Consider the following 17682-nt stretch of genomic DNA (forward strand, 5'->3'; position numbering starts at 1 on the left):
GAGTACGGTACACTTGAGACATTGCACCTTAACTTTGAAGCCTTTATGCGTCGTCTAACTTTGTGGATGCTTTTACTGAGCAGTTTGTCCACAGCAGTTTTTGCTGAGACTGCTCCAACACATGCCAGCCCGACGGTGGCCAGCGCGCCAGTCAAAGATATTCGCCAGAGCGGCTTTGTCTATTGCGTCAACGGCATGGTCAATACCTTCAATCCGCAAAAAGCCAGCAGCGGGCTGATTATTGATACGCTCGCTGCACAGCTTTACGACCGTCTGCTGGACGTTGACCCGTATACCTATCGCCTGATCCCTGAACTGGCGCAAAGCTGGGAAGTGCTCGACGACGGCGCAACCTACCGTTTCCATCTGCGCAAAGATGTACCTTTTCAGAAAACCAGCGGATTTGTACCTTCACGTAAAATGAACGCCGATGACGTGGTGTTCAGCTTCCAGCGCATCATTGATCCGAATAATCATTTCCACGGCGTTAACGGCGAAGAGTATCCGTATTTCGACAGTTTGCAGTTTGCCAAAACGGTGAAAAGCATCAAAAAGCTCGATGACTACACAGTCGAGTTTCGCCTGAACAATCCCGATGCCTCTTTCCTCTGGCATCTGGCGACCCATTACGCACCGGTACTTTCCGCTGAATATGCGGCCAGTCTGACGAAATCAGGCAATGAAGAAGAAATAGACCGTCAGCCTGTCGGCACCGGCCCGTTCCAGTTGGGCGAATACCGCACCGGCCAGTACGTGCGTCTTGAACGCAACGGACAATACTGGAAAGGCACGCCGCGCATGGCGCAGGTGGTGATCGACATGGGCGTCGGCGGTACCGGACGTTTGTCTAAATTGCTCACTGGTGAGTGTGATGTTCTGGCGTATCCGGCGGCCAGCCAGCTGTCGATTTTGCGTGAAGATCCGCGTCTGCGCCTTTCCCTGCGTCCGGGAATGAACGTCGCCTATCTGGCGTTTAATACCAATAAAGCGCCGCTCAACGATCCACGTATCCGTCGGGCCGTTGCGCTTTCTATTAATAACCAGCGTCTGATGCAGTCAATTTATTACGGCACGGCAGAAACAGCGGCGTCAATCTTGCCGCGCGCCTCGTGGGCGTATGACAGCAATGCGCAGGTAACGGAATACAATCCGGCTAAAGCCAGACAAATCCTCAAAGATCTCGGACAGGAAAAACTGAATCTGCATCTGTGGGTACCGACGGCGTCGCAGTCGTTTAACCCGAGCCCGCTGAAAACCGCTGAACTTATTCAGGCGGATTTAGCACAGGTTGGGATTAAAGTGACGATTGTGCCGGTTGAAGGCCGTTTCCAGGAAGCCAAGCTGATGGAGATGAACCATGACCTGACGCTGACCGGCTGGTCGACGGACAGTAATGACCCGGACAGTTTCTTCCGCCCGATGCTCAGTTGTGCAGCGATTCATTCGCAGACCAACTATGCTCACTGGTGTGATCCGGCGTTTGATGAATTGCTGCGTCAGGGCCTGTTGTCGCAGCAGCTTTCGCAGCGCATTGAGTTTTATCAGCAAGCTCAGAAAATCCTCGAGCAGGAATTACCCGTGCTGCCGCTGGCTTCCTCGCTGCGTCTTCAGGCTTACCGTTACGACATCAAAGGGCTGGTACTGAGTCCGTTCGGCAACTCTTCATTCGCAGGCGTCTTCCGTGATGACGAAGGAAGGAAAGCACCATGATTATCTTCACGTTACGCCGCATTTTGTTGCTGCTGGTCACGCTTTTTTTCCTCAGTCTGGTAGCGTTCAGCCTGAGCTATTTCACGCCGAATGCACCGCTGCGCGGTGCGTCTTTGTGGGATGCCTATCGCTTTTATTTCATGGGGCTGTGCCAGTTTGATTTTGGCGTCTCGAGCATCAACGGCGAAAGCATTACTTATCAGCTGAAAGCGGTCTTCCCGGCCACCATGGAACTGTGCGTTCTGGCCTTTGCGCTGGCGCTGTTCGTCGGGATCCCTCTGGGTATTCTGGCGGGCGTAATGCGCGGGAAATGGCCGGATGTGGCGATCAGCAGCCTGGCGCTACTCGGTTTCTCGATCCCTGTTTTCTGGCTGGCCGTTCTGCTGATGTTGTTCTTCTCTTTACAGCTCGGCTGGCTACCGGTTTCTGGTCGTCTTGATTTGCTGTATCAGTTGAAAACCGTGACCGGCCTTACGCTGGTCGATGCCTGGCTTTCACATTCGCCGTATCGCCACGAGATGATCATCAGCGCCATCCGCCATATGATTTTGCCGATTGCCGCGCTGGCCGTTGCGCCGACCACTGAAGTGATCCGCCTGATGCGGATTTCGACTGATGACGTCCTGGCGAAAAACTACGTGAAAGCCGCTGCAACCCGCGGGCTGTCGCGCTTTACCATTATCCGTCGTCATGTTTTACACAATGCGCTGCCGCCGATTATCCCAAAACTGGGTCTGCAATTTTCCACCATGCTGACGCTGGCGATGATTACGGAAGTGGTCTTTAACTGGCCGGGCATTGGCCGCTGGCTGATAAACGCGATCCGCCAGCAAGATTATGCCGCGATTTCCGCCGGTGTGATGGTGGTAGGCTCACTGGTGATCGTCGTCAACGTGCTTTCAGACATTCTCGGTGCCCTGATGAACCCATTGAAACATAAGGAATGGTATGCCCTTCGATAATGTATACCGTGAAAAACAGGTTCCCAGCCCGCTGCGTCATACGTGGGGAATTTTCTATCGCGATACGCTGTCGATGATCGGCTTCTACGGTGTGCTTGGGCTGCTGTTCCTGTGTGTTTTCGGGCATCTGCTGGCGCCGTATGCACTTGATCAGCAATTCCTCGGTTACCAGTTGCTGCCGCCGTCGTGGTCGCGCTACGGGAACGTTTCATTCTTCCTCGGTACCGACGATTTAGGCCGCGATTTACTCAGCCGGATGTTAACCGGCGCGGCACCGACCATCGGCGGTGCGCTGGTGATTACCCTCGCGGCGTCACTGTGCGGCGTGATTATCGGCGTGCTGGCGGGCATCACGCGCGGTCTGAAATCAGCGATCCTCAACCATATTCTCGATACGCTGCTGTCCATCCCTTCCCTGCTTCTGGCGATTGTGGTCGTGGCCTTTATCGGCCCGAAACTTGAACACGCTATGCTGGCAGTCTGGCTGGCGCTTTTGCCGCGTATTTCCCGTACGATTTACAGCGCCGTGCATGACGAACTGGAAAAAGAGTACGTGGTGGCCGTGCGTCTGGACGGTGCATCGACCTGGCAAATCCTGCGTTACGCGGTGCTGCCAAACATTGTGGCCGTACTGGCAACGGAATTTACCCGCGCGCTGTCGATGGCCATTCTGGATATTGCCGCATTAGGTTTTCTGGATTTAGGGGCGCAGCTTCCCTCACCAGAATGGGGAGCGATGCTCGGCGATTCGCTGGAGCTGGTTTATGTCGCGCCCTGGACAGTGATGCTGCCGGGTGCAGCAATCCTTATCAGCGTGCTGCTGATCAACCTGCTGGGTGATGGTGTGCGCCGGGCGATTAATGCAGGGGTGGAATAATGCCGTTACTTGATATCCGTAACCTAACAATCGAATTTATGACCGCCGAAGGCCCGGTAAAAGCCGTCGATCGCGTGAGCATTACGCTTAATGCCGGCGAAGTTCGCGGGCTGGTGGGCGAATCCGGTTCAGGCAAAAGCCTGATTGCCAAAGCCATCTGCGGCGTCACCAAAGACAACTGGCGCGTCACCGCTGACCGGATGCGTTTTGATGATATTGATCTGCTGACGCTGTCCCCGCGCGAACGACGCAAGCTGGTCGGGCAGAACGTGTCGATGATTTTTCAGGAACCGCAGTCCTGTCTGGATCCCTCCGAAAACATTGGCCGCCAGCTGATTCAGGCCATTCCCGGCTGGACGTATAAAGGCCGCTGGTATCAGCGCTGGAAATGGCGGAAAAAACGCGCCATTGAGCTGCTGCACCGCGTCGGGATTAAAGATCATAAAGACATTATGGCCAGCTATCCGTATGAGCTGACCGAAGGCGAATGTCAGAAAGTAATGATTGCCATCGCGCTGGCCAATCAGCCGCGTTTGCTGATTGCGGATGAACCGACCAACGCCATGGAGCCGACCACACAGGCGCAGATTTTCCGCCTGCTGGCGCGGCTTAATCAGAACAATAACACGACCATTTTGCTCATCAGCCACGACCTGCAAATGATGAGCAAATGGGCCAACCGCATAAACGTGCTGTATTGCGGACAAACCGTCGAAAGTGCGGTGTGCGAAGACTTGCTGGCTGCGCCGCATCATCCTTACACGCAGGCGCTGATCCGCGCGATGCCGGACTTTGGCCGTTCGCTGCCGCATAAAAGCCGTCTGAATACGCTGCCGGGGGCCATTCCTTCGCTGGAGCATTTGCCGATTGGCTGTCGTCTGGGGCCACGCTGCCCTTATGCGCAGAAAAAATGCATTGAAACGCCGCGCCTTCGTCTGGCAAAAACGCACGCATTTGCCTGCCACTTTCCGCTGAATATGGAGGAGCAATAATGGGCGAGACCTTGCTTGAAGTCCGCAACCTGAGCAAAACGTTCCGTTATCGCACCGGCCTGTTCCGCAAGATGGATCTCGATGCCGTGAAGCCTGTCAGCTTTACGTTGCGTGAAAAACAGACGCTGGCGATTATTGGTGAGAACGGTTCGGGGAAATCCACGCTGGCGAAGATGCTGTCGGGCATGGTTGAACCGAGCGGCGGTGAAATCCTGATTGATGAACATCCGCTGGAATTTCGTGATTACCGGTTCCGCAGCCAGCAAATTCGCATGATTTTTCAGGATCCGAGTACGTCGCTGAACCCGCGTCAGCGCATCGGACAGTTGCTTGAAGCACCGCTGCGCCTTAACAGCGAGATGGATGCCCAGCAGCGCGAACAGCGTATCAACCAGACTTTACGGCTGGTGGGTATGTTGCCGGACCACGCGTTTTATTACCCGCATATGCTGGCCTCCGGGCAAAAGCAGCGTGTCGCACTGGCGCGTGCTTTAATCCTGCAACCGAAAGTGATTGTTGCCGATGAAGCGCTGGCGTCGCTAGATATGTCTATGCGCTCGCAAATCATCAACATGATGCTCGAATTGCAGGAAAAGCAGGGTATTTCCTACATTTACGTGACGCAACATTTGGGCATGATGAAACACATCAGCGATCAGGTGCTGGTGATGCACGAAGGCGAAGTGGTTGAGCGGGGAAACACGGCGGAAGTGCTCGCCGCACCGCTTCATGATCTCACCAAACGGCTCATCTCCAGCCATTTTGGCGAGGCATTAACTGCCGATGCCTGGCGTCGCGACGGGAACTGACACAGACGATCTCTTACGCCTTTCTGCCACTAAAACCGGCATCAGCTTCCTGAGCCGGTTTTTTTATGATTCCAATTTCACAAAATGTCGATAAAACGTCTGCCGAAATCCTTTCATCTGGAATATTCACGGTCTTCTATTCCATTTCGCTATGATTTATCGCTTAACATTATTTTATCTCGACAGCGGTATCGGCAAGGATAGGGTCTGTAAATTCGCCTGAGTGACAGGCTTGAAGCAAAGGACCCGATCATGGAACAACAACGCAAGGCCGCGCACAGCGGCTGGTATCACGAAACACAATCCAGCCAGTATGGTCACCTGCCACTCGATCCTCATGCCGCGTTGATTCAGGATCGCTTTTTACTCGGACTGGAAAACCAGCTCGACCCGACGCTTCGCCCGCTGATTAACGACCGCCAGGGTTTGCTGCGCGCTTCCCGCGCCTGTTACGAGGTGCTCTTTCCGGACAGCCTGAGCGTTTCGCGCACCGAAACGTTGTCGTTATATGACCGCCTCAGCAGCGCGCTGACTGTCGCGCAGGTGAGCGGCGTCCAATGTCTTTGTAGCCATTACGCTGCCCGCCTCGCCCCCCTTTCCAGCCCCGACGCCTCACGTGAAAGTAACATCCGCCAGACCCACATTACCCAGTTCGCCCGCTTACTTGCCACGCAACCCACGTTAATTACTGCACCGATGCTCAGTCAGCTTTACGACGTCGGGCTGAGCACACGCGATATTGTCACGTTCACGCAGCTCATTGGTTTTGTCAGCTATCAGGCGCGCGTGCTGGCCGTTCTGAACGGTCTGCGTGGCCGCGCGGCGGCTGTATTACCAGGATTCCCGTCGCCGGAAGGTTGCGAGCAAAAAGGGTTCTCACTGGCGATGCTGCAATGGTCGTCGCGTTTGCCGGAAGTGGTGCCGGAAACCGCCAGCCGTCACCAGCAGGATGTGCTGGATTTGATCGCACCGGATGCCCGTTCTTCTTCTTTCTATACGCTGCTGGTACACGACGCCGATGCGCTGAGCGAATTCTCGGCCGTATTCAATAATATTATGCAGGCTGGCGAACGCCCGAAAGCCGCGTGGCGCGAGTTGTCAGCGGTGACCACCTCGCAGTTAAACGGTTGTCTGTACTGCGCGGGGATCCACGGCCGTCTCTATCTGGAAGCGGGCGGAAGTGAAACGCTGATCGAGGAATTGTTTAAAGAAAGCCATCGTGATGACGCCGTTGATTTTGTCTCGCAAAAACGGGCAGATGCCAAAGAAGCGGCGTTGCTCGAAGCCGTGATTACGTTAACCCGTACACCGGAACGTTTTGACGCACGCCGTCTGCACGGTTTGTCTGACGCAGGCTACAGTGCAGTACAATCTCTGGATATCCTGTTGACCGCAGCGCTGTTCAGCTGGTCGAATCGTCTGATTCAGACGTTGGGCGATACGCTCAACAGGTAATGTAGGGCATGTTTTTCATTCATGCTTTACCCCTCCTTTTCGGCAGGATATTTGCCTGCCGAATCCATCAAATGTAAATACCTCCGCCTTCTAACCGCCATAAGTCGTACTAATCTTATTTTCAATCGGAAATTTAGTGTTAAAACGAGAGGCAGATCACATCAGGTTATTTACTGCTCTGGTCACAGCTTCACCCACCACGCTTTGATTCATAAAACCCCGCAACAACCGCTACAAGTCAGAGATATTCACTGCATATTCACTATTTTCCAGCCAATGAATCCGCTTATCAGTTTTCCGGTAAAACAAATACAAATCACACTTCCGGATTATTATTCATACAACATTTTCACATTGTCTATTTAGAAAACATAAACGTTAATTCTGCATAACATTTCGAACATAGTTTAATCAGGACGGATAAGTTAAATGTAACGATACATTTCAAACTCCTTGCCACATTTACGAAGATAGTGAACATTACCTGCCGTCATCCCATCTTATAACAATGCAAAGGGTGCTTATTTCGCGCCACTTATGCGTTTTCGCCATTCACGGGCGAAAGGAATAAACAGAGGTACGAGTGTCAACTGCAAACAAAACACCAAATAATGAAAGCGTGAGTCTGAACGCGTTCAAACAGCCAAAAGCGTTTTATCTGATCTTCTCCATAGAATTGTGGGAACGTTTCGGTTACTACGGCCTGCAAGGGATCATGGCGGTTTACCTGGTCAAAATGCTTGGCCTGAGTGAAGCTGACTCCATTACCCTCTTCTCCTCATTCAGTGCGCTTGTGTATGGCTTCGTGGCTATCGGCGGCTGGCTGGGCGATAAAGTGCTGGGATCGAAACGCGTGATCGTGCTGGGTGCGATCGTGCTGGCGCTGGGTTATTCCTTCGTTGCGTATTCCGGCCACGAAATATTCTGGGTTTATCTGGGTATGGCGACTATCGCCGTCGGCAGCGGCCTGTTTAAAGCAAATCCATCCTCATTGCTTTCTACCTGCTACGAAAAAGATGACCCGCGTCTTGATGGCGCATTCACCATGTATTACATGTCGGTCAACATCGGTTCATTCTTCTCTATGCTCGCCACACCTTGGCTGGCCGCGAAGTATGGCTGGAGCGTCGCGTTCTCCCTGAGCGTCGTCGGTATGCTGATCACTATCGTGAACTTCCTGTTCTGCCGCAAATGGGTGAAACGTCAGGGCTCAAAACCAGACTTCGCGCCGCTTCAGTTCCAAAAATTGCTGATGGTGCTGGTTGGCGTCGTGGCGCTGGTGTTTGTTTCCAGCTGGTTGCTGCATAACCAAACCATCGCACGTATGGTTCTGGGTGTGGTTTCTGTCGGTATCATCATTGTGTTTGCGAAAGAAACCTTCGCCATGCAAGGCATCGCACGCCGTAAGATGATTGTGGCGTTCCTGCTGATGATGGAAGCGGTGGTGTTCTTCGTGCTGTACAGCCAGATGCCAACCTCTCTGAACTTCTTCGCTATTCATAACGTCGGTCACGATCTGCTGGGTATCAGCTTCCAGCCTGAGCAGTTCCAGGCGCTGAACCCGTTCTGGATCATGGTTGCCAGCCCGATTCTGGCAGCTGTTTACACCAAAGTAGGCGACCGTATGCCAATGCCGCATAAATTTGCGATCGGTATGGTGCTGTGTTCAGGTGCCTTCCTGGTGCTCCCGTGGGGTGCAAGCCTCGCCAACGAACATGGGATTGTGTCGGTTAACTGGCTGGTACTGAGCTATGCGTTGCAGAGTATCGGTGAGCTGATGATTTCGGGTCTGGGTCTGGCGATGGTGGCACAACTGGTTCCACAACGTCTGATGGGCTTCATCATGGGCGCATGGTTCCTGACGACCGCCGCGGCTGCGATTATCGCGGGCTATGTGGCGAACCTGACCGCGGTTCCTGCGGATATCGATGATGCACACGCTTCGCTGGCAATCTACAGCCACGTGTTCCTGCAAATTGGTATCGCGACTGCCGTAATTGCCGTACTGATGCTGGTTACCGCATCTAAACTGCACCGTATGACGCTTGACCGTGAAACTGATGAAAAACAACCGGAACTGGCTTCTGCTCAGTAATTGCAGAACGTTCTACCGTGTTGATAAACGCTTCCTTCGGGAAGCGTTTTTTTGTGCTCAATTCCCTGCCCTAAATACTTTTTATCCTAAATACTCTTTATCCTAAGTAATAACGCCCCTTCCCGCCCTGCTTCGCACGGTACATTGCCGCATCGGCTCTTGCCATTAGCGTATCCGGTAACAGAGGCTGGCGCGCCCGCCCGACCGCCACACCGATACTCGCCGACAACGCCACAGGCACACCGGCCACCCGTTCGATGGAGTGTAAGGCGCTCATCAGGCTGATACAAATCCGGCTGACATCATTTTCGGTGTTCACCAGATGCCCGAGTAAAACCGTAAACTCATCGCCAGCCAGTCGCGCCACTATGTCCTGTGAACGCAGATTATCGCGTAAGGTATGGCCGAAAAACTTCAGGATCAGATCGCCAAATTCGTGCCCGTAGGTGTCGTTGTAAGCTTTAAAATTATCAATATCTAAAAAGAGTAATGCGATGTCCTTATCTGCTTTTTCTTGTTGTTTTGCGGCAAAAATCAGTGACTGCTGGAACGCGCGCCGGTTAGGTAATCCGGTCAGTGAATCATGATTGGCCTCAAACTCAAGCTGTGCCTGAAGTTCTTTGATTTCGCTGATATCAGTGGAAAGGCCGTAGTAGCCATTACGCACATCGTCACATGGGATTAGCGTGGTGTGCAAAACGCCGCCCTTGCCGTGACGTGAATTATCTGGCAATTCAATTTCGTAGCTGACCGTCATGCCCTGCAAAACTTGCCGGATATACGGCTGAATTTTTTCGTAACTCTCGTACCCCACCACATCCCTGACCTGCTGCCCGTTGACTTTATTTTCTTCCACGCCGTACCAGTTCGCGTGGAAATGGTTCACAAACGTATATTGTTCATTGGCATCCACGTGGCAAATCAAGGCCGGAATGTTATCGGTTATGGCCCTGAGGCGGTTTTTACTTTCAGTCAGCTCGCGTTCACGAGTCAGACGCTGCGCTATTTCCTGATGGAGCTGGTCCATCGCCATCTGAAGCTCGTGCGTGCGCGCTGCCACCCGACGTTCCAGATCTTCCTGTAAGGAATAAAGCGCCTGCTCGATATGCTTACGTTCAGTGATATCACTGATGACGACGATATAGTGGTGGGCATCACCGGCGATATTACGTACCAGAGATGCCGTCAGCGTAACCCAAAGCGTGCCGCCGTCAGCGCGCTGGAGCAGTTTTTCAACGCTGAAACTGTTGATTTCCCCCGACAGCAGGCGCGGTAAGAGGATGTTTTCAGCGTAGAGATCGTCCGGATGGGTAACATCGTGAAGTAAGCAGGTACGCAGCTGGTATTCGGCGTAACCGAGCATATTGCAAACCTGAGGGTTAATGCGTAACCAGCGCCAGTCCAGCCCGACAAGAGAGAAACCGACCGCCGCGTGGGCAAACGTCTGCTCAAATAAGGCTTCGCTTTTGGCGAGGTTGTCTTCCACCCGCGCCGTGTACTGGCGGTTTTCCAGGTGAAAGATGTAGCTTTGTACCAGCGCGGTCATGTCCGTCAGCGTCTGCTGATCTTCTTCGCTCCACTCCCGCGTGCGGTCGTCAATCAGGCACAACGCACCGAGCGCCACGCCCTCTTTTGAGTACAGCGCACAGCCTGCGTAAAAGACAATGTGGGGATCACCGACCACCAGCGGGTTATCGTGAAAGCGTAAATCCAGCCGCGCATCCCGGACAATCAGCGGACATTGCTGGAGAATAGTGTGGCCACAAAACGAGGTATCGCGGGGAGACTCATTGATATCAACGCCGGTGTGTGACAAAAACCATTGCCGGTCAGCATCGATCAGTGAAACAACGACCGCCTTCGCCTGAAACTGGCGGGCTGCCATCCGTGTGATGCGGTCGATTTCCTCAATTCTGGGGGAATCTACTATGCCCAGAGAAGCCAGTATGGCAAGACGAGCTTGTTCATCAACTGCCTGTTGAGGGACTAACATAATGCACTCTCAATGATTACTGGTGAATATTCCACCAAGTCTACTGTGTTTAACCGGAATAACGGCCCAGATTCCGCCCTTCACGGGCAAAATTCAGAATAGTGACAGATCACGAAATGCGTATAATTTTAACAAATTTTGTACAAGGTTCGACAAATCAACCATTAAAGTGAACTGACCCAGTTCACATGCGTGGCATCAGCCTGTCCGGATTGTTCTGAGTCGCGGCGATATTTCTCCCGCATCTCTGATGGCGTGGTGCCGTAAAACTCATGGAAGTACCGGCGCAGCGCGCTCAGTTCAAGACCGCAATGGCGTGCAATGGCCGCCAGGCTTTGGTCCGACATCGAAGATGTGCGTAATAAACGTTTTGCCAGCAGAAGGCGACGGCTGCGGATAAATTGCGCAATACCGCCAAGCGGCTCAAATAACCGGTACAACCCGGATCGTGAAATGGCGAAGTTTTTACATAAGACGTCGATGCTGATGGGCTTGTTAAGATGCTTCTCAATGTAGAGGCAGATCCTCTCCAGCCGTGCGCTTTGCTCAAACGGATGCTCGACTTTTTTACCCGCCACCAGATGCAGCGTTTGTAAAAACACCGAGGCAGCGCCCTCTCCGGTGCTGAGCACTTCCTGCTCCGTCATCTGATCAAAAACCTGTACCATCGTCGCAAAGTGGTTACGCAAAATGATGTTTACCGGCGAGGCCGCAGGAATACGCTTGCCATGCAGCGAGGCTATATCAACATTAAAGTGCAGGCTGTGCTTGGGCATAATAATGTACTGATACGAGCCCAGACGCGGCTTACTTTCACCAGGATAAACGTGGATCTTGATGGGCTGCGACATATCCTGAATCAGGATATCGCCCTGAATTAATTCGAAACGTTCACCAAAACACTGGCACGACATCCCGCCGGCAATCACGATAAAGATTACGATGTGATCCGGCATCGAAAACAAGTTTCCATACTGCCGGTTGATGTCGTGCTCGCTGACCGTCAGTACGCCGCCGATGACGCGGCCGAAATTGTAGCCGGTGACGCCCCAGTCAAACTCTTCGCGGTGACGATCCGGCAGTTCCAGTTTAAAGCCGGCGCTGGACATCCCGTCTTCCCATTCGTAAAAACGGGTTTCGAAGTCCTGATAAATGTTGGCACCGTCAACGATCTTTCGTGATGATGAATCGCTCATTATCTCACCGAAAATTAAGATTATTCCGAAACGATAATCTACGTCATACTGAGAAATCAATGCTCAGCAGCAATTGGTAATACTTTTTCACCAAAAACGTCTATTTTCTGCGTCCGACAGGTCCAGGCAAAAGACTGTGAAATCAGTCAATAAGCGTGGTTATTCGTTCGATTGCTCCAATGTTTACTCCGCGATAATTATTTTCGAATCAGTTAATATCGCCTTGAAGCTTTTCATTTTTGTGATTTGCTATTCTTTTAAGATGCACGACAACGCTTTTCACTTACTCCCACCAGGAAATTGCGATGGATAAACGAAAAGTCCTGGATGAAGGACGTCAGCTCAAACGCCTGAATGCGGAAACCCGCCGGCAGGTGCACATGCATAAATGGTTCGCTATCGTGGCGGCACTCGATTGTGTACTGGTCATTTTCTACGATCAGGACATGCGTAATATCGTCTTCTCAGCGGGTGTTTGCGTGGTATGTACCTATTTATGGCTGAAAGGCAGAAAACAATCCCGTAGCTACCGGCGCGAGTGGGACGCCAAATTTGGCACAAAAAAGCAGCTCTGAACCTGTTTCGTCGGTTTTAGCTGTTCTTCCTTTATTCCTTTCATAAAGAAATTCCTAATTTTCACGAAAGTGTTTCTGTTCCGGCATGATAATCGGCCAAAATAACATTTGGCATACCCGCAAATAACAACTCATACAATTTATGCATCTCGACGTTTACACGTTATTTATTTTCGAACTTTATATTCTCATTCTGCTGACCGGCGTCATGCTTTTTGCGTGGATCGGCGGCCGCAGGGATCCGACGCTCGGACTGATGGCGCTCATGCTGGCTTTCGCTACGGCGGGAACACAGCTCAGTAGTATGCGCTCAGATGTGAACGATATTATTCCGGTTCTGTTCAGTAACCTGCTGATATTGCTTTGTTATGGCATTATGTGGTCAGCTGTCAGGGTATTTACGGGCCGCCGTATTATCCTGCCTGGCGTACTTGCCGGGCCACTGATTTGGGCATTTTTCTGCCTTTCTCCGGATTTCTATCACAGCCTTTCTCAGCGGATTTTGCTGACATCCATACTGACCGCCGCGTATACGCTGATGACCACCGTGGAGCTGTGGCATGTCCGCAGACAGCTGAACGTTACGTTCTGGCCTGCACTGCCGCTTAGCCTGTTTCATGCGGGATTCTATCTGATGCGGCCGGTGTTTGATGACGGCTTACCTTACGCCGAAATGGCCGGACGTCACAGCAGCGGGTTCTTCGCTATACTCATTTTCGAAGCGATTCTTTACGCCATCTGCCTGACTTTTATCATTCTTGCCATGGTGTATGAACGCGGACAGCTGAGCTACAAACTGGCTTCGCTGCGGGATCCGCTCACTGGAGTTGGAAACCGTCGCGCGTTTCTGGAATTTGGTAACGAATTGATCAGAAAGCGTAAAAACTGCACCTTACCGCTGCAATTGATGTTATTTGATTTGGATAATTTTAAAAAACTGAATGACCAGTACGGTCATGCAGGCGGTGATTCCGCGCTTATTTTCTTTTGCAGCATCGTTAATTCCCTGCTGGAAAAGAAAGATGTATTTGCCCGCATCGGCGGTGAAGAATTTGCCTGCCTGACAAGTCAGCCTAAAGAACAGGCAATAAAAATGGCAGAAACGATTCGTTTCCGGCTGGCGCAAAGTTCACAGCATAATATTCCAATGACGGTCAGCGTCGGTATTGCGTTCAGCGATCTTAATCAGGACACGATTTCTCACTTATTGATTCAGGCAGATCATGCTTTGTATCGGGCTAAATCTGCGGGTAAGAACCGGATTGAACTGAGTTGATCGTTATTCACCCGAACATTATATCGAATACCTTACTTAGGGCGTGATAACCAATTGAATTTTCAAATTTAATAACAACGGTAATAATCTCATCAAAATGTGAGTAATAATTGCAAAAACAACCTGATGAGGTTACTGGCTAAAAAATGTTGCCAGAACACACTCATTTCCTGCTCGGGGTATTTAACTCATGCTTACTGATATTGCGATATGCCAGGCAGTTCTTGATGCTCTTCCCGAAGCGACGGTACTTAAAGACGACGAACGCAAACTGGTATTTTTGAATCAAAAAGCCAGTGAGTTCTATGGCCGCACACGTGAAGAACTGATCGGCCAGGACGTCTCGTTTTTTACCGATCCTGAGCAGGCAGCCCGTCAGCGTGAGCGGGATATTGAAGTGCTGGTCACCGGCGAAAAGACGGTAAACGAAGAAACGCTGGTGGATCCTTCCGGTAAGCGTCGTAGTGTTCTGGTGCGTAAGTCCCGCGTTACGCTGGAGACCCGCCATTTTATTCTGACGTCCATTATGGACATTTCCCTGTTGCGCAGTTCAGAAGCGCAGATCCGTTATCTTGCCCGCCACGATGTGTTAACCGGTTTGCCGAACCGGACCGCCCTGAGTGAAGAACTGAGCCAGATTGCCGCACAGCGAATGTACCGCCCCGAGCCTTGCGCCCTTTTCCTGTTAAATCTTAACGACTTTAATTACATCAACGATACCTACGGCTATCAGGCCGGAGACGCAATTTTATGTGAATTTGGCCAGCGTCTGCGTAACGAAGTCGGTAATAACGGTACGGTTTCCCGGATTGGTGGCGACGAGTTTTCCATTATTTTGCGTAACAGCCCGACCAGCGAAATGGCCAATAATCTGGCCCTCGAAATCCTGGTGATGATGCGCCAGCCGTTTACGCTGACGCGCGCCAATCCGATGATCACCATTTCTTTCGGCATTGTGATGTTTGGTGCCGAGAATATTACCGCTGGTGAAATTATGCGCCGGGGCAATACCGCCTTGCTGGAAGCCAAGCAGCGCGGCAAAAATATGTTCTCGTTCTATTCTGAACTGCTCGATGCCAGCAGCGTGAGTAAACGCATTATGGTGAAAGCGCTGGCTGAATCGCTGGCAAAAGACGGGGATTTGTCCTGCGTCTATCAGCCGATTTTGCGCAGCCGCGACGAAAAAGTGGTGTGCGTCGAAGCCCTCGCCCGCTGGAACCACGGCGTGCTCGGGCAGGTTTCACCGGTGCAGTTTATTGCGCTTGCGGAAGAAACCGGGCTGGTGATTCAGCTGGGTGAAATCGTCCTGCGACAGGCTTGCCGGGATATCAAAAACTTTGAGCAGCTCAATCTGGCAATTAACGTTTCTGCCGTACAGCTCGGAGAGCCGGATTTCGGGCCGCGTTTTCTGGCCGTGCTGGAAGAAGAGGATTTCCCGCCTTCGCGGCTTGAGCTGGAACTGACCGAAACGTCAGTCATGAACGCCAATGCGAACAGCCTCAGTCAGCTGGCGAAACTGCGTAAACTGGGGGTTAAAATCTCTCTGGACGATTTTGGCACAGGCTATTCCAGCCTGAGTTTGCTGAAAGATATCTCCGTGGACAGCGTGAAAATCGACCGTTCATTTGTGCAGTACGTCACAGAAGTGAATGATACGGCCGCCATCGTGACGGCGGTTTCTCAGCTCGGCAATAAAATGCATCTCAACGTGATTGCGGAAGGTGTGGAAAATCAGCTGCAAAAATCCTTCCTGGTTTCAGCAGGTTGCTCGCATCTCCAGGGCTATCTTTTTTCGCGTCCCGTGACCGTCGAAGTGTTAAATAGTTTGTTGAGTAACGAAATGGATATGTTAGCTGGTACATAAAACCCGCAAACATAAGCACCATAGATAACTCAAAACACCTTATTAATTCATTCAATTGGCGCTCGTCCCTGTTTTACTGACATGATCCGAGGCTGATAAAACACGCCGTTTAAGGAATTACAACATGTCATCGTTTTCAGGTATCTGGGTCCCGCTGGTCACGCCGTTCCATCAGGGTGAGATCGACTTTACTGCACTCAAATCATTGTGCACCCGGCTCCTCAAACGGGGTGTGGACGGCGTCGTCGTCTGTGGTACTACCGGTGAAGCGCCAATGCTCACCAAAGAAGAACAGCTTCAGGTGCTGGACGCCGTACTGGAAGTCGTTCCCGGCCAGCAGGTGATCATGGGACTTTCCGGCACGCATATGCCGGTGATCCGCGCCATGCAGGACGCTATTTCAGAGCGTCCTGTTGCCGGTCTGCTTATCCCCGCGCCTTACTATATTCGCCCCTCTCAGGCCGCGCTGGTCACCTGGTTTACCGAAATTGCCGACCACTCGACGGTGCCGGTTGTGGTGTACAACATCCCTTATCGTACCGGTGTACACATGGAACTGGACACACTGCGCCAGCTGGCTAAACACCCGCAGATTACTGCGGTGAAAGATTGCGGCGGCAGCATCGACCTGACGCTTTCACTGATTGCAGACGGCGAGTTGGACGTTCTGTGTGGCGAAGATGTGCAGATTTTCTCGACCCTGAGTCTCGGCGGAGCAGGCGCGATTGCGGCGTCATCACATATCTTCCCGGAAGAGTTTGTGGCGCTGATTAAGCAGTTCAGAGAGGGGAACATTGTTGCCGCCCGAAAAACATTCTTTGGCCTTCTGCCGATGATCCGCCTGATGTTCTCCGCGCCGAACCCGGCGGCGATTAAATACGCTCTTTCACTCGACGGGCTGATGGACAATGAGCTGCGTTCGCCAATGCTGACTGCACCGGAAAATGTAGAAACAGCGGTACGTGATTTCCTGAACCAGCGCTCCCGCTGATTTCACCGGATGGTGGGCAAAACATCCGTCATCCGGTGCGGTATAAAGTGAACAATTGAACGCCCCGTCACAATTAAATCACTGACTTTTGCTCCCGCCGGTTCTAGGATAGAAGCAGACCTTATATCGCCGTGCAGCTGTTTCCCGAAGCCGAAATGTTTCGCGGGCGCAGGCTGGTAGCTCATCCAATGGAGTGTTTATGAAACTGTATTACAAACCCGGTGCCTGTTCCCTTTCTCCACATATCGTCCTGCGTGAAGCAGGTCTGGATTTCAGTATTGAGAAAGTCGATCTGGCGACCAAGAAAACAGAAACCGGTGATGACTTCCTGACAGTGAACCCGAAAGGGCAAATCCCAACCCTGCTGCTCAGTGACGGCAGCATTCTGACCGAGGGCGTTGCCATCGTTCAGTATCTGGCTGACCAGAAACCCGACCGCCAGCTGATGCCGGAACAAGGTACGCTGGCCCGCTATCATGCGCTGGAATGGCTGAACTACATTGCGACCGAACTCCACAAAGGTTTCTCGCCGCTGTTCAACCCGAAAACGCCTGACGAATTCAAGGCACTGACCCGCGAAGCGCTGAGCAAGAAATTTGCGTACGTGAATGAATCCCTGAAAGGTCACGCATTCCTGCTGGGTACACGTTTCAGCGTAGCCGATGCGTATCTGTTCACCGTGATGGGCTGGGCGAAAGCGCTGAAGTTTGATTTCACGGCGCTGAGCGAGCTGAACGCCTATCTGGAGCGTGTTGCTGCACGTCCGGCTGTTGACGCAGCCATGAAGGCTGAAGGCCTGAAATAAGCATTCCCTGAGTTAAAAAAATGCCCCGGCTGAATAATCAGTCCGGGGCATTTTTATTGAACCGTGATGTCGCGTTTTACGC

General features: G+C 52.1%; 14 protein-coding genes. 12 read left to right on the forward strand and 2 right to left on the reverse strand.

Going from position 1 to position 17682, the window contains the following annotated elements:
* Nucleotides 1-45 precede the first annotated feature (45 nt).
* The 7 genes from sapA to dtpA all read left to right on the forward strand — a co-directional run bounded on the left by sapA (nt 46) and on the right by dtpA (nt 8900).
* Nucleotides 46-1710, forward strand: a complete 1665-nt coding sequence (gene sapA / locus M2403_RS01565) for an ABC transporter substrate-binding protein SapA (RefSeq protein WP_152325753.1) — start codon at nt 46-48, stop codon at nt 1708-1710.
* On the forward strand, nt 1707-2672 hold the full coding sequence (sapB, locus tag M2403_RS01570; RefSeq protein ID WP_152325752.1) for a putrescine export ABC transporter permease SapB: 966 nt from the start codon (nt 1707-1709) through the stop codon (nt 2670-2672). The genes sapA and sapB overlap by 4 nt, the downstream gene beginning before the upstream one ends.
* Nucleotides 2659-3549 carry a putrescine export ABC transporter permease SapC gene (gene sapC, locus M2403_RS01575; RefSeq protein WP_165056933.1) on the forward strand — a complete coding sequence of 297 codons (891 nt, stop codon included), beginning with the start codon at nt 2659-2661 and terminating at the stop codon, nt 3547-3549. The genes sapB and sapC overlap by 14 nt, the downstream gene beginning before the upstream one ends.
* The gene (gene sapD, locus M2403_RS01580) at nt 3549-4541 is read left to right on the forward strand and encodes a putrescine export ABC transporter ATP-binding protein SapD (protein WP_152325750.1); all 993 of its coding nucleotides are present in this window, start codon (nt 3549-3551) and stop codon (nt 4539-4541) included. Before sapC ends, sapD begins: the two co-directional genes overlap by 1 nt.
* Nucleotides 4541-5350, forward strand: a complete 810-nt coding sequence (gene sapF / locus M2403_RS01585) for a putrescine export ABC transporter ATP-binding protein SapF (RefSeq protein WP_152325749.1) — start codon at nt 4541-4543, stop codon at nt 5348-5350. Before sapD ends, sapF begins: the two co-directional genes overlap by 1 nt.
* Before the next feature lie 252 nt (nt 5351-5602).
* Nucleotides 5603-6805, forward strand: coding sequence for a peroxidase-related enzyme (locus M2403_RS01590; RefSeq protein ID WP_217153636.1), 1203 nt, complete (start codon nt 5603-5605; stop codon nt 6803-6805).
* Nucleotides 6806-7388: 583 nt separating this feature from the next.
* On the forward strand, nt 7389-8900 hold the full coding sequence (dtpA, locus tag M2403_RS01595; RefSeq protein WP_152325747.1) for a dipeptide/tripeptide permease DtpA: 1512 nt from the start codon (nt 7389-7391) through the stop codon (nt 8898-8900).
* 97 nt (nt 8901-8997) lie between these two features.
* Here dtpA and M2403_RS01600 read toward each other — a convergent pair whose 3' ends face one another.
* Together M2403_RS01600 and M2403_RS01605 are read right to left on the reverse strand one after the other, a co-directional pair.
* Nucleotides 8998-10893 (reverse strand): diguanylate cyclase domain-containing protein, encoded by a 1896-nt coding sequence (locus M2403_RS01600; protein WP_259228436.1) that lies wholly within the window; start codon nt 10891-10893, stop codon nt 8998-9000.
* A gap of 164 nt (nt 10894-11057) precedes the next feature.
* The gene (locus tag M2403_RS01605; protein ID WP_152325745.1) at nt 11058-12089 is read right to left on the reverse strand and encodes an AraC family transcriptional regulator; all 1032 of its coding nucleotides are present in this window, start codon (nt 12087-12089) and stop codon (nt 11058-11060) included.
* Nucleotides 12090-12394: 305 nt separating this feature from the next.
* On the opposite strand from M2403_RS01605, the gene M2403_RS01610 reads away from it, so the two are divergent.
* The 5 genes from M2403_RS01610 (at nt 12395) to gstA (ending at nt 17600) form a co-directional block, all read left to right on the forward strand.
* A complete protein-coding gene (locus M2403_RS01610) occupies nt 12395-12664 on the forward strand; it encodes a hypothetical protein (protein ID WP_152325744.1) in 270 nt (89 codons plus the stop codon).
* 142 nt (nt 12665-12806) lie between these two features.
* Nucleotides 12807-13940: a diguanylate cyclase gene (locus M2403_RS01615; protein ID WP_152325743.1), complete on the forward strand. Its 1134-nt coding sequence runs from the start codon at nt 12807-12809 to the stop codon at nt 13938-13940.
* 190 nt (nt 13941-14130) lie between these two features.
* Nucleotides 14131-15804, forward strand: coding sequence for a bifunctional diguanylate cyclase/phosphodiesterase (locus M2403_RS01620; RefSeq protein WP_152325742.1), 1674 nt, complete (start codon nt 14131-14133; stop codon nt 15802-15804).
* Between the two features lie 124 nt (nt 15805-15928).
* Nucleotides 15929-16795 (forward strand): 4-hydroxy-tetrahydrodipicolinate synthase, encoded by an 867-nt coding sequence (dapA, locus tag M2403_RS01625; protein ID WP_165056918.1) that lies wholly within the window; start codon nt 15929-15931, stop codon nt 16793-16795.
* Nucleotides 16796-16994: 199 nt separating this feature from the next.
* Nucleotides 16995-17600 carry a glutathione transferase GstA gene (gstA, locus tag M2403_RS01630; protein ID WP_152325740.1) on the forward strand — a complete coding sequence of 202 codons (606 nt, stop codon included), beginning with the start codon at nt 16995-16997 and terminating at the stop codon, nt 17598-17600.
* Nucleotides 17601-17682 lie beyond the last annotated feature (82 nt).

The organism is Rahnella sp. BIGb0603, assembly GCF_024808755.1.
In the GTDB taxonomy this organism is placed as follows: Bacteria; Pseudomonadota; Gammaproteobacteria; order Enterobacterales; family Enterobacteriaceae; genus Rahnella; species Rahnella contaminans.

Coding starts and splice junctions, on each gene's coding strand:
- M2403_RS01590 (WP_217153636.1), top strand. CDS start 5,603: ATGGAACAACAACGCAAGGCCGCGCACAGCGGCTGGTATCACGAAACA.
- M2403_RS01605 (WP_152325745.1), bottom strand. CDS start 12,089: ATGAGCGATTCATCATCACGAAAGATCGTTGACGGTGCCAACATTTAT.
- dapA (WP_165056918.1), top strand. CDS start 15,929: ATGTCATCGTTTTCAGGTATCTGGGTCCCGCTGGTCACGCCGTTCCAT.
- M2403_RS01610 (WP_152325744.1), top strand. CDS start 12,395: ATGGATAAACGAAAAGTCCTGGATGAAGGACGTCAGCTCAAACGCCTG.
- sapA (WP_152325753.1), top strand. CDS start 46: ATGCGTCGTCTAACTTTGTGGATGCTTTTACTGAGCAGTTTGTCCACA.
- gstA (WP_152325740.1), top strand. CDS start 16,995: ATGAAACTGTATTACAAACCCGGTGCCTGTTCCCTTTCTCCACATATC.
- M2403_RS01620 (WP_152325742.1), top strand. CDS start 14,131: ATGCTTACTGATATTGCGATATGCCAGGCAGTTCTTGATGCTCTTCCC.
- sapB (WP_152325752.1), top strand. CDS start 1,707: ATGATTATCTTCACGTTACGCCGCATTTTGTTGCTGCTGGTCACGCTT.
- sapF (WP_152325749.1), top strand. CDS start 4,541: ATGGGCGAGACCTTGCTTGAAGTCCGCAACCTGAGCAAAACGTTCCGT.
- M2403_RS01600 (WP_259228436.1), bottom strand. CDS start 10,893: ATGTTAGTCCCTCAACAGGCAGTTGATGAACAAGCTCGTCTTGCCATA.
- sapD (WP_152325750.1), top strand. CDS start 3,549: ATGCCGTTACTTGATATCCGTAACCTAACAATCGAATTTATGACCGCC.
- sapC (WP_165056933.1), top strand. CDS start 2,659: ATGCCCTTCGATAATGTATACCGTGAAAAACAGGTTCCCAGCCCGCTG.
- M2403_RS01615 (WP_152325743.1), top strand. CDS start 12,807: ATGCATCTCGACGTTTACACGTTATTTATTTTCGAACTTTATATTCTC.